This window comes from Pseudomonas sp. TE12234, assembly GCF_054061835.1.
Window position 1 is genome coordinate 1 of sequence record NZ_JBSSEP010000027.1, and the last position, 12,224, is coordinate 12,224.

11 protein-coding genes are annotated in these 12,224 nt (G+C 60.7%); 3 read left to right on the top strand and 8 right to left on the bottom strand.

From position 1 onward, the window contains the following. Positions 1-256 precede the first annotated feature (256 nt). Positions 257-499 (top strand): AbrB/MazE/SpoVT family DNA-binding domain-containing protein, encoded by a 243-nt coding sequence (locus ACVWYU_RS28500; RefSeq protein ID WP_248914456.1) that lies wholly within the window; start codon positions 257-259, stop codon positions 497-499. Then, positions 499-900 (top strand): type II toxin-antitoxin system VapC family toxin, encoded by a 402-nt coding sequence (locus ACVWYU_RS28505; RefSeq protein WP_248914457.1) that lies wholly within the window; start codon positions 499-501, stop codon positions 898-900. The genes ACVWYU_RS28500 and ACVWYU_RS28505 overlap by 1 nt, the downstream gene beginning before the upstream one ends. A 213-nt stretch (positions 901-1,113) precedes the next feature. Here ACVWYU_RS28505 and ACVWYU_RS28510 read toward each other — a convergent pair whose 3' ends face one another. The 8 genes from ACVWYU_RS28510 to ACVWYU_RS28545 form a co-directional block, all read right to left on the bottom strand. Further along, positions 1,114-2,598: an APC family permease gene (locus ACVWYU_RS28510; protein WP_247257951.1), complete on the bottom strand. Its 1,485-nt coding sequence runs from the start codon at positions 2,596-2,598 to the stop codon at positions 1,114-1,116. A gap of 230 nt (positions 2,599-2,828) precedes the next feature. Next, positions 2,829-4,253, bottom strand: coding sequence for a gamma-aminobutyraldehyde dehydrogenase (locus ACVWYU_RS28515; RefSeq protein WP_090316780.1), 1,425 nt, complete (start codon positions 4,251-4,253; stop codon positions 2,829-2,831). Positions 4,254-4,340: 87 nt separating this feature from the next. Continuing rightward, entirely contained in the window at positions 4,341-5,150 is an 810-nt protein-coding gene (locus ACVWYU_RS28520) for an ABC transporter permease (protein ID WP_090316783.1), read from the bottom strand. Continuing rightward, positions 5,140-6,087 (bottom strand): ABC transporter permease, encoded by a 948-nt coding sequence (locus tag ACVWYU_RS28525; RefSeq protein ID WP_247257947.1) that lies wholly within the window; start codon positions 6,085-6,087, stop codon positions 5,140-5,142. Before ACVWYU_RS28525 ends, ACVWYU_RS28520 begins: the two co-directional genes overlap by 11 nt. 1 nt (position 6,088) lies before the next feature. Next, positions 6,089-7,126, bottom strand: a complete 1,038-nt coding sequence (locus tag ACVWYU_RS28530) for an ABC transporter ATP-binding protein (RefSeq protein ID WP_247257946.1) — start codon at positions 7,124-7,126, stop codon at positions 6,089-6,091. A 232-nt stretch (positions 7,127-7,358) separates the two neighbouring features. Beyond that, on the bottom strand, positions 7,359-8,510 hold the full coding sequence (gene ydcS, locus ACVWYU_RS28535; RefSeq protein ID WP_090316792.1) for a putative ABC transporter substrate-binding protein YdcS: 1,152 nt from the start codon (positions 8,508-8,510) through the stop codon (positions 7,359-7,361). A gap of 84 nt (positions 8,511-8,594) precedes the next feature. Beyond that, positions 8,595-10,082: a gamma-aminobutyraldehyde dehydrogenase gene (locus ACVWYU_RS28540; RefSeq protein ID WP_090316795.1), complete on the bottom strand. Its 1,488-nt coding sequence runs from the start codon at positions 10,080-10,082 to the stop codon at positions 8,595-8,597. 99 nt (positions 10,083-10,181) lie between these two features. Further along, complete coding sequence (locus tag ACVWYU_RS28545; protein WP_090316798.1) at positions 10,182-11,096, bottom strand: LysR family transcriptional regulator; 915 nt, start codon at positions 11,094-11,096, stop codon at positions 10,182-10,184. A gap of 188 nt (positions 11,097-11,284) precedes the next feature. On the opposite strand from ACVWYU_RS28545, the gene ACVWYU_RS28550 reads away from it, so the two are divergent. After that, the gene (locus ACVWYU_RS28550) at positions 11,285-12,007 is read left to right on the top strand and encodes a tellurite resistance TerB family protein (protein WP_457374275.1); all 723 of its coding nucleotides are present in this window, start codon (positions 11,285-11,287) and stop codon (positions 12,005-12,007) included. Positions 12,008-12,224 lie beyond the last annotated feature (217 nt).

Genomic DNA, 12,224 nt, shown 5'->3' on the forward strand with positions numbered 1-12,224 from the left:
CAGGAGCCGTCGGCCTCCCCCAGAAACACATCGTTTTGACGACACCGACGAGCTTAGCTGCTCTCGCCGAGTGTTTGGCCAACATACAAGGAGCCTTCTGTTTTTACGCAGGACGCGGGAACACGGCACCCAAAGGGCAATTTATTCGTTATTTATTGGCGTCTGGGAACAGAGCAACCCTTCGATAAGTGGCGGTTGCAGAGGCTCAGGTCAGGTATTACTTTGTTCTGATTGGTAATACTCAAAGGAGAGTGGTATGTCGACCATGACCAGCAAAGGCCAGGTAACCATTCCTAAGCCCATTCGGGATGCATTGCATCTGACGCCGGGGGCGGCCGTAGAATTCAGTGTCAACGAACAGGGCGAAGTGGTGTTGCACAGTGCCAGGATCAAATCAGGCAAGGCCAATGCGCCTGATCGATTCGATGCTGTGCGAGGCAAGGCGGATATCAAATGGCGAACAGATGAACTGATGGCTTTACTTCGTGGGGACGATTGATGGTCTTGGTCGATACAAATGTACTTATCGATGTTCTGGAAGACGATCCCACGTGGGCTGATTGGTCTATCCAGCAGATGCGCGCTCAATCCCGGGTGCATGAACTGGTGATAAACCCGATTATCTACGCCGAGCTGTCTCAGGCGTTCTCAACATTTGAAGCGCTGGATGATGTGGTGAATCAACTCGGGTTGGTGATGCAGGAAGTTCCCCGACCAGCGTTGTTTCTGGCTGGTAAAGCATTCGTTCGATATCGGAAAGTGGGTGGCAGCAAGCACAATGTGTTGGCAGATTTTTTCATTGGTGCCCATGCAGCCGTGAAAAGGCTGCCGTTGCTGACACGAGATGCCAGGCGATATCGGAGCTATTTCCCATCGGTCAATTTGATTGTTCCCGGCTGAGCTGAATCTAGCGCTCTTTTGTTTTACAGGGTCTGGCAAAGAGAGCAGAACGTTGTCCAGGCAACAGGGTTAAGGCCGCCTTCTGTAACAGCAAAACCGCCTCAAAGGGCGGTTTTTTGTTCATCGAAACGCTCATCCAGCCACAACCGCTTTAGCCACTCGAACCCCACCCGCATCACTGCGGGCAGGGTCTTCGATCAAAGGCAAATACCGTTACCGGCTCACCTTCCAGGCATCCCCGGCAGGCGCGGTACCGTGGTCGTACGGCTTGGCGATCCACATGTACAGCAGGCCCAGGCCAATGACGATGGCGGTGCTCAGGACCATGGCGTAGTTGATGTACCACGCAGCGTCCGGGGTACGTGGCCAGGCCATGTTGACGATGGCGCCGAGGCCATAGGCCAGTGCACCGATGTTCACCAGCCAGCCCCAGGCACCGAGGGTGAATTTGCCGCTCGGTTTCCAGCCTTTGAGTCGGGCAAACAGCGCCGCGAGCACGATCATCTGGAACGCCAGGTAGATGCCGATGGCGGCGAAGCTGACGATGGTGGCCACGGCATCCTGCAGGAAGAAGCCGAGGATGATGATGAGGGCCGGCAGGACACCGGACACGAACAGCGCAGAAACGGGAACTTGAGTCGTAGGAGAAATCTTTTTCAGCAGTCGGCTGCCGATCACCATCTCGTCACGCGCGTAGGAATACAGCAGTCGGCTCGCCGCCGCTTGCAGGCTGATGACGCAGGAGATGAAGGAAATCATGACCACGCCCATCACCACTTTCGAACCCACCGGGCCGAAGGCGTTGTTGAGGATGGTGGTGACCGGGTCCTTGTCGGTGCCGTTGATCACTGCTTGCATGTCTGGCACGGCGAGGATCAGCGCCAGGCAGGCGAACATCGCCGCGATGCCGCCGATGTAGATGGTCATGCGCATGGCCACCGGGATTTTTGCACTCGGGTTCGGCGTTTCTTCGGCGACGTCACCGCAGGCCTCGAAGCCGTAGTACAGGAACATCCCTGCCAGCGAGGCGGTGAGGAAGGCCGGCAGGTACGAGCCGTCGACGCTGATGTCGAAGGTGTTGAGCAGCACGCTGAGCGGCTGATGACGTTCGAAAACCAACAGGTAGACACCGACGATCACCGCGCCGATCAGTTCGCAGAGGAAGCCGAACATGGCAATGCGCGCCAGCACTTTGGTGCCGCTGAGGTTGATCAGCGTGGCGAACAGCGTCAGGAACAGGGCGATGACGATGTTGGTGTTGTTGTTCGGTTCAAAACCCATCATGGCGGCGAGGTAAGGACCTGCACCCACGGCAACGGCGGCGATGGTCACGCACAGGGCGATGGAGTAGATCCAGCCGACCATCCACGCCCAGCGTTTGCCCACCAATCGACGGGCCCATGGGTACACCCCACCGGAAATCGGGAATTGCGACACCACTTCACCGAAGATCAGGCACACAAGCAGTTGGCCGCAACCGACCAGCAGGTAAGCCCAGAACATCGGTGGCCCGCCAGCAGCGAGGCACAGGCCGAAGAGGGTATAAACCCCTACGACCGGGGACAGATAAGTGAAGCCCAGGGCGAAGTTTTCCCACAGGCTCATGCTGCGATTGAAATTGGACGTATAACCCAGTTTACGTAGCTGCTCGGCGTCGCTATCGACCACGCCGGCAGAGAGTTCGGGTGTTGCACTCATAGTGGTTGCTCCGGAAAATCGGCAGATTTCGGATGTCCGAAACCGTGGCAGAGCCTTGGCGGCGCTGCCCGGATCGGTGGTTATTGTTTTGGCTTCTTTGGTTGGAACCTGGTGGTGCGTACTGCCGGTTTCTGCCTTGAAACCGAGGTGACACCATCGCTGGCAAGCCAGCTCCCACAGGGATTGCGGAGATCATGTGGGAGCTGGCTTGCCAGCGATGCTTTTGTTTTTTAATGCTTGAACATCACATGCCGCACGACGGTGTAATCCTCCAGGCCATACATGGACATGTCCTTGCCGTAGCCGGAGAGTTTCTGACCGCCGTGAGGCATTTCACTGACCAGCATGAAGTGGGTGTTCACCCAGGTGCAGCCGTACTGCAAGCGCGCCGACAGGCGATGGGCACGACCGACGTCGGCGGTCCACACCGACGAGGCCAGGCCGTAGTCCGAATCGTTGGCCCAGCCCAATACCTGCGCTTCATCGGTGAATTTGGTCACCGACACCACCGGCCCGAACACTTCGCGACGGACGATTTCGTCGTCCTGCTGGGCATCGGCCAGCACCGTCGGTTCGAAGAAGAAACCGTTGCCTTCCACCGCTTTGCCGCCGGTGATCAACCGGATGTGCGGTTGCGCCACGGCGCGCTCGACGAACCCGGCCACGCGGTCGCGATGTTGCGCGGTGATCAGTGGGCCGAGCTCGGTCGACGGGTCGTCCTGCAAGCCGTACTTGATGCTGCTGACGGCCGCGCCGAGCTTCTCGACGAACTTGTCGTAGATGCCTTCCTGCGCGTAGATGCGGCAGGCAGCAGTGCAGTCCTGCCCGGCGTTGTAGAAGCCGAAGGTACGAATGCCTTCCACGGCGGCGTCGATATCGGCGTCGTCGAAGATGATCACCGGGGCCTTGCCGCCCAGTTCCATGTGCATGCGTTTGACGCTGTCGGCGGTGCTGGAAATGATGTTCGAACCGGTGGCGATCGAACCGGTCAGCGACACCATGCGCACTTTCGGATGGGTGACCAGCGGGCTACCCACGGTAGGGCCACGGCCGAACACCAGATTGAGCACGCCGGCCGGGAAAATTTCCGACGCCAGTTGTGCCAGGCGCAGTGCGGTCAGCGGCGTTTGTTCCGACGGCTTGAGCACCACGGTATTACCGGCGGCGAGGGCCGGGGCGATTTTCCAGGCGACCATCATCAGCGGGTAGTTCCACGGCGCGATGGAGGCGATCACGCCCACCGGGTCGCGGCGGATCATCGAGGTGTGGCCCGGCAGGTATTCACCCCCGGCCGAACCGCTCATGCAGCGGCTGGCACCGGCGAAGAAACGGAACACGTCGGCAATCGCCGGGATCTCGTCGTTCAGCGCAGCGCTGTAGGGTTTGCCGCAGTTGTCCGATTCCAGTTTGGCCAGCTCTTCGCCATGGGCTTCGATGGCGTCGGCCAGTTTGAGCAGCAGCAGCGAGCGTTCTTTCGGCGGGGTGTGTGACCAGCTGTCAAACGCGGCATCGGCGGCGCGCACGGCAGCATCGACCTGGACTTCGCTGGCTTCGTTGATTTCCACCAGCACGCGGCCCAGCGCCGGGTTGAACACGGGTTGGGCAGGGCCTTCGCCATTGACGAGCTGGCCGTTGATCAAGAGTTGGGTTTGCATGTTCTTCTCCTCTTCGAATCCATTGTTTTGTTCTGTGGAACCCGGCTCCCACAGGAGCCGGTTTCCACATCGGGAATTGGGTTTCGGTTATTTGCCGCCACTGCCCGCAACGCTTTCACCGCCACGGGTCAGGTAATAAGCGCCGAGGATCGGCAGCATGGTCACCATCATCACCAGCATCGCGACGACGTTGGTTACCGGCACGTCCCGTGGGCGGCTCAGCTGATTGAGCAGCCACAGCGGCAGGGTGCGTTCATGGCCGGCGGTGAAGGTGGTCACGATGATTTCGTCGAACGACAGCGCGAAAGCGAGCATGCCGCCGGCCAGCAGCGCCGAGCCGAGGTTCGGCAGGACGATGTAGCGGAAGGTCTGCCAGCCGTCGGCGCCGAGGTCCATCGAGGCCTCGATCAAACTGTGCGAGGTGCGGCGCAAGCGGGCGATGACGTTGTTGTAGACGATCACCACACAGAAGGTCGCGTGACCGACGATGATGGTGAACATTCCCGGCTCGATGCCCAGGGTCTTGAAGGTCGCCAGCAGCGCGATACCGGTGATGATCCCTGGCAGGGCGATCGGCAGGATCAGCATCAGCGAAATGCCTTGCTTGCCGAAGAAGTCCCGGCGGTACAGCGCCGCCGATGCCAGCGTGCCAAGGACCAGGGCGATCAGCGTGGCAATCGAGGCAATCTGCAGCGACAGCTTGATCGCTTCCAGCACGTCAGGCCGCGAGAACGCCACGCCTATCCACTTCAGGGTGAAGCCCTTGGGCGGAAAGCTGAACGCCGCGTCTTCGGTGTTGAAGGCGTACATGAAGATGATCAGGATCGGGAAGTGCAAGAACACCAACCCGCCCCAGGCCGCGATTTTCAGACCGATTGAAGCCTTTTCAGAGTGCATCGAAGGCCCCCAGGCGTTTGACGATGGACAGGTAAATGGCGATCAGCACGATCGGCACCAGGGTGAAGGCAGCGGCCATCGGCATGTTGCCGATCGCGCCTTGTTGGGCGTACACCATGCTGCCGACGAAGTAACCCGGCGGACCGATCAGTTGCGGCACGATGAAGTCGCCGAGGGTCAGCGAGAACGTGAAGATCGAACCGGCGGCAATGCCCGGAATCGACAGCGGCAGAATCACTTGCATGAACGTCTGGCGCGGCTTGGCGCCGAGGTCGGCGGACGCTTGCAGCAGCGACGGCGGCAGGCGTTCCAGCGACGCCTGGATCGGCAGGATCATGAACGGCAGCCAGATATAGACAAACACCATGAAGCGCCCCAGGTGCGAGGTCGACAAGGTGCTGCCGCCCACACCGGGAATGCCCAGCACGAACTGTAAAACCGGCTCCAGGCCCAGGTGCTGCACGAACCACTGCGCCACGCCGCCCTTGGCCAGCAGCAAAGTCCAGGCATAGGCCTTGACGATGTAACTGGCCCACATCGGCATCATCACCGCGATGTAGAAAAACGCCTTGGTCTTGCCGGTGGTGTAGCGCGCCATGTAGTAGGCGATCGGAAACGCAACGATGGCGCTGGCGATCGAGACCACGATGGCCATGCTCAGGGTGCGCAGGATGATGTCGAAGTTCGATGGCTGGAACAGCGCGGCGAAGTTCGCCAGGGTCAGTTCCGGCGTGACCGCCATGGTGAAGTCATCGAAGGTGTAGAAACCCTGCCACAACAAGGTCAGCAACGAGCCCAGGTAGATCGCGCCGAACCACAGTAGCGGCGGCACCAGCAATAGCGACAGGTACAGGTTTGGCCGGCGATACAGCAGATTGGAAAACCTGTGCAACGGCGAGCCGCCCGACCGGGTTTGAGAGAGTGCCACGGTGTTCATGTCACACCCCGCCTGCAACGGTGTCGAACAGCGGCACCATGGCTTCGCGAGCCCAGCGTGCGCTGATGCGTTGCCCGGTCTGGTGCTGGGCGCTGACATCCAGCCACTGGTTGTTGGCCTGGCTGATGTTCAGGGTCTGGCCGTTTTCCAGCTTCAGTTCATAGCGGGTGGCACTGCCCTGGTACTGGATGTCGTGCAGCAAGCCGCTGACTTCAATTTCGTGTGCGGCCAGCGGGCCTTCGGCGAAGCGCACGTGTTCCGGGCGAATCGAAAACGGCTGTGGGTTGCCGCTCAGCTGTTTCGCCAGGTCGCCGCGAATCACGTTGGAGGTGCCGACGAATTCGGCGACAAAGGTGGTCGCCGGTTTCATGTAGAGATTGCGCGGGCTGTCGACTTGTTCGATGCGTCCCTTGTTGAACACGGCCACGCGATCGGACATGGACAGCGCTTCGGTCTGGTCGTGGGTGACGAAGATGAAGGTAATGCCGAGCTGGCGTTGCAGCTTCTTCAGCTCGCCCTGCATTTGTTCGCGCAGTTTCAGGTCCAGCGCGCCGAGGGGTTCGTCGAGCAGCAGCACGCGCGGACGATTGACCAGGGCGCGGGCCAGGGCCACGCGTTGGCGCTGGCCGCCGGAGAGTTGCACCGGCTTGCGCTCGCCGTAACCGCCGAGGGCGACCATGTCGAGGGCTTCTTCGGCGCGTTTGAGGCGTTCGGTCTTGCCGACGCCTTTGACTTTCAAACCATAGGCGACGTTGTCGAGAACGTTCATGTGCGGAAACAGCGCGTAATCCTGGAATACGGTGTTCACGTCACGCTGGTACGGCGGGAGCCCGGCGGCTTCCTCGCCATGAATCCGGATAGAGCCCGCGCTCGGTTGTTCGAAACCGGCGATCAGGCGCAAACAGGTGGTTTTGCCCGAGCCGGAAGGCCCCAGCATGGAGAAAAACTCGCCGTCCTGGATGTCGATGGAAACCCGGTCAACGGCTTTCACTTCGCCGAACTGACGGGAAACGTTGGTGAACTGGACTGCAAGCGTCATGGTGCGGTGCTCCAAAAAGGCGAGGGCCGTCGCAGCGGCCCTGCCTGGACTTCTGAAAAAACGAATAACGGTCAACTACAGCCGGCTGCCTTGCTCGGCAGTGGCAACAGAGGTAATCAACTGTGGGAGCTGGCTTGCCAGCGATGGCGTCAGCACAGTCAATAGGGTGTTGCCTGACACTCCGCCATCGCGGGCAAGCCCGCTCCCACAGGGACCTGCTTCACTTCAAGAATTAGCGGCCGCCCATGATCGCGATGTAGTCCTGGGTCCAGCGGCTGTACGGCACGAATTTGCCGCCTTCAGCTTGCGGGGTTTTCCAGAAGGCGATCTTGTCGAACTGGTCGAAACCGTTGGTTTTGCAGCCTTCGGCGCCGAGCAACTCGCTCTCCTTGCACGCCGCCGGCACCGCTGGCAGCGAGCCGAACCATGCCGCCACGTCACCCTGGACTTTCGGTTGCAGCGACCAGTCCATCCACTTGTAAGCGCAGTTCGGGTGCTGGGCATCGACGTGCATCATGGTGGTGTCGGCCCAGCCCGTGGAACCTTCTTTCGGAATGACCGAGGCCACTGGCTGCTTGTCCGCCACCAGGCCGTTGACCATGTAGCCCCAGCTACTGGAGGCCACCACGCCTTCGTTTTTGACGTCGCTCATCTGCACGGTCGCATCATGCCAATAGCGGTGGATCAACGGCTGTTGCTTGCGCAGCAGGGCCAGCGCCGCTTTGTATTGCTCTTCGTTCAGCTCGTAGGGGTTCTTGATGCCCAGTTCCGGCTTGGTCGCCTTGAGGTACAGCGCCGCATCGGCGATGTAGATCGGGCCGTCGTAAGCCTGCACGCGACCTTTGTTGGACTTGCCATCTGGCAGGGTCTGTTCCTCGAACACCACGCCCCAGCTGTCAGGTGCGGTCTTGAACACGTTGGTGTTGTACATCAATACGTTCGGACCCCACTGATACGGGGTGCCGTAGGTCTGTTTATTGACGACGTACCACGGTCCGTCCTTAAGGCGCGGGTCGATGTTTTTCCAGTTTGGAATCAGCGAGGTGTTGATCGGCTGCACACGCTTGCCGACGATCAGGCGCAGGGAGGCGTCGCCGGAGGCTGTCACCAGGTCGTAACCACCCTTGGCCATCAGGCTGACCATCTCGTCGGAGGTCGCGGCGGTTTTTACATTGACCTTGCAGCCGGTTTCCTTCTCGAAACCCGTGACCCAATCGTAGGCCTTGTCGCTTTCGCCCCGTTCGATGTAGCCAGGCCAAGCCACAATATCCAGTTGGCCTTCGCCCGCCCCGACAGCTTTCAGCGGCTCGGCGGCCTGGACACTGGCACTGGCCAGCAGCGCGGTGGTGATTGCACTGAGCAGTGCGGTCTTGTGCACGAACATGGGAATTCCCTCTTCTTCAAATTATGGTCGGGGCAGTTTTTGAACGGGGTGAAGCATGCCGTCAGCGGCTTGTTATTAGCGTAGTCAGAGATGCTGTCCGTGGCGGGCCATGATGTGCCGTACCACGCTGTAGTCCTGGAGCGAATCGCTGGACAGGTCCTTGCCGTAGCCCGAACGCTTCAGGCCACCATGGGGCATCTCGCTGACCAGCATGAAATGGCTGTTGATCCAGGTGCAGCCGTACTGCAATCGCGCGGCGACCTGCATCGCCTTGTCGAGGTTCTGGGTCCAGACCGAGGACGCCAGGCCGTATTCCGAATCGTTGGCCCAGTCCACTGCTTGCTCCAGCTCATCGAAGCGGGTCACGGTGACCACCGGTCCGAACACTTCGCGCTGGACGATTTCGTCGGTCTGTTTGCAGCCGGCCAGCAAGGTTGGCTGGTAGTAGAAACCGGCGCCGGAATGCACGGCGGCGCCCGTCACCCGTTCGATGTGCGGCTGGCCAAGGGCGCGTTCGACGAAACTGGCCACACGGTCACGTTGGCGAGTGCTGATCAGCGGACCGAGTTCGTTGTCGGCATCGCGTTTGCCGGCGAAGCGCAAGCTGCTGACCGCCGCACCGAGTTCGGCCACCAGGCGATCGTGAATCCCGTTCTGCGCATAAATCCGGCAGGCGGCGGTGCAGTCCTGGCCCGCGTTGTAATAGCCATAGGCGCGCACGCCCTCGACCACCGCCTGAATGTCGGCATCGTTGCAGACGATCACCGGGGCCTTGCCGCCGAGTTCGAGGTGGGTGCGCTTGAGGGTTTTTGCTGCCGCCTGGAGGATTTTTTGCCCGGTGACGATATCGCCGGTCAACGACACCATGCGCACTTTCGGGTGGCTGACCAGGTGACTGCCGACGCCTTCACCGCCGCCGCAAACGATGTTGATCACGCCGCGCGGCAGAATCTCGGCCAATGCCGGCGCCAGGGCCAGGATCGACAGTGGCGTGTGCTCGGACGGTTTGAACACCAGCGTGTTGCCGGCGGCCAGGGCCGGGGCGATTTTCCACGCGGCCATCATGATCGGGTAGTTCCACGGCGCAATGGACGCCACGACCCCGATAGGGTCGCGCCGCACCATGCTGGTGTAGCCCGGCAGGTATTCGCCGCTGAGCTGCCCGGTCTGGCAGCGCACGGCACCGGCGAAGAAACGGAACACGTCGACTGTCGCGCTCAAGTCGTCCTGGCGAGCCAGGTGCAGCGGCTTGCCGCAGTTCAGGGATTCGAGGCGGGCGAGCAGGTCGGCGTTTTTTTCGATGGCGTTGGCGATGTCCAGCAACAGGTTCGAACGCTGCTGCGGAGTGGTCCGCGACCAGCTGGCGAAGGCGCGGTGGGCGGCGAGGATGGCGGCTTCGACTTGTTCGGTGCTGGCTTCGGCGATCTGCGTCAGGACTTCGCCGGTCGCCGGGTTGAGAATCGGCTCGACAAATCCCTGGCCCGCGACCAATTCGCCATCGATCAACAAGGCGGTGAACAACGGGGTCTGCGCGCCAGCCATTTTTCGGATTCTCTTTTCTTGTGTGGCCATGCTGCTCCCTGTGACTGGGGCCGGCCGTCTTATAGATGGAGCAAGACTAGTGCGCGGACCCGAGGTCGACAAATACTAAATACTGAAGGTGGCGTTCGATTAAATAGATGGCTTGCGTCCGCCGTGGGGTTGTTCGCGGGCGACGGTCAGGAACGGGTCCACCAGGGCCGGGCGCGCCGTGCCGCGCCGCCATGCCAGGCCGACGTCGAGGGTCTGGCTGAGGTCGGCAATCGGCCGCGCCTCGATGATGTCGCCTTCCAGTGACCATGGGCGGTAGGTCATGTCCGGTTGAATGGACACGCCAAGGCCTGCGGCCACCAGGCTTCGCACGGCTTCGGTCGAGGCGGTGCGCAAGGTAATGCGCGGTTGCAGTGAGGCTGCTGTCCACATGCGTTGGGCATTGCGGTCCATTTCATCGACGTTCAATTGAATCAACGGCTCGCGGGCGACATCGGCCAGGTTGATGCTGTCGTGCTCCAGCAGCGGGTGCTGGGCGGGCAGCCAGAGCCGGTGGGGTGAGTGGGTCAGTACTTCGGTCTGCAGGGCGTGGCGGTCTTCGAGGTTGGAGAGGATCAGCACGCCGACATCAATCTCGCCGCTGACCAGCAAATGTTCGATGTAGGGGCGCTCGTCTTCCATCACGCGGATTTCGACATTGGGGTAGGCGCGCTGGAAGCGGGTGAGCAAGTCTGCCAGGTAATAACCGGCCACCAGGCTGGTCACCCCGATGATCAACTGTCCGGCAACCTGATCGGTGCTCTGTTGCAGGCTGCGTTTGGCGTTGTCCACGGTGGCCAGGATCAAGTGTGCCTGGCGCAGGAATTGATGGCCCTGGTGGGTCAGGGTCATGCCTTTGGCGTGACGGCTGAACAGGCTGACGCCTATTTCCTCCTCCAGTTGCTGGATGGCCAGGGTCAGGGTGGATTGGGAAATAAAGGCGGTTTGCGCGGCGGCGGAGATCGAGCCGGTCTCGGCCACGGCAATGAAATGACGGATTTGACGCAAGGTCATCATGGGAAGCGTACCCGGTGGGCGGTTTTTATCGATTTGTTCGAGTGTATATCTAAAAAACCGAAACAGGCTTCAAGCGGTAAGCGAAAGCGCCAGAGCAACATCTGGAAGCACTCTCCCTGGCGGCGGTCGGGCACTTTCGAACTAGGCTGGGGCCTCAAATCCGGTTACACCTTTTATGGAGGCGGAAAATGAATACCCGCGGATTGCTCGATCAGCTACTCAAATCTGGCCAGGACTTGTTGCAGAACAAGGCGGGCGGCACGCAGAACAAGACGTCCGCTGGCTTGGGCGGAATGCTTGGGGACCGCAGTGGTGGCTCGAGCGGGCTTGGCGGTCTGCTTTCGGGCGCTGGCGGCGGTGCACTGGCGGCGGGCGCCATGGGGTTGCTGTTGGGCAGCAAGAAGGCACGCAAAGTCGGAGGCAAGGTGGCTGTGTACGGTGGCCTCGCGGCGCTGGGCGTATTGGCCTACAAGGCATACGGCAACTGGCAGGCCCAGCAGGGCACGACACCCAGGCATGAGCCGCAAACCCTTGACCGTTTACCGATGGCGCAAGTCGAAGCGCACAGCCAGGCGATTCTCAAGGCCCTGGTGGCGGCGGCCAAGGCCGACGGTCATATCGACGAGCGCGAACGCGAATTGATTGAGGGTGAGTTCACCCGGCTGGACAACGATCAGGCGCTTGCACACTGGTTGCACGCCGAACTCAACAAGCCATTGGACCCGGCCGACGTCGCCCGCGCGGCCAGCACACCGGAGATGGCCGCCGAGATGTACATCGCCAGTGTGATGCTGGTGGATGAGGAAAGCTTTATGGAAAAGTCCTACCTGGATGAACTGGCACGTCAGCTCAAGCTGGAACCGGGTTTGAAAGCGGAGCTGGAGAAGCAGGTTCGCCAGTCTTCGGTGTAGCCCTTCCGGTTGCCTTCGCCGGCAAGCCAGCTTCTACAGAATCGATCTCTAGCTGGCTTGTCAGAGAAGCCTTTTCAGCCACGACAACGTCATTCATGGCCCATTCACGCCCCCTGCTTGCGCAACACCACTGGCCAGTATCCTGAACCATGGCGCAAATTCCCGATCCAGAGCCGGTCCCGCCTATTTCGGCGGGATGAGAAGTGGTGCACAAGCG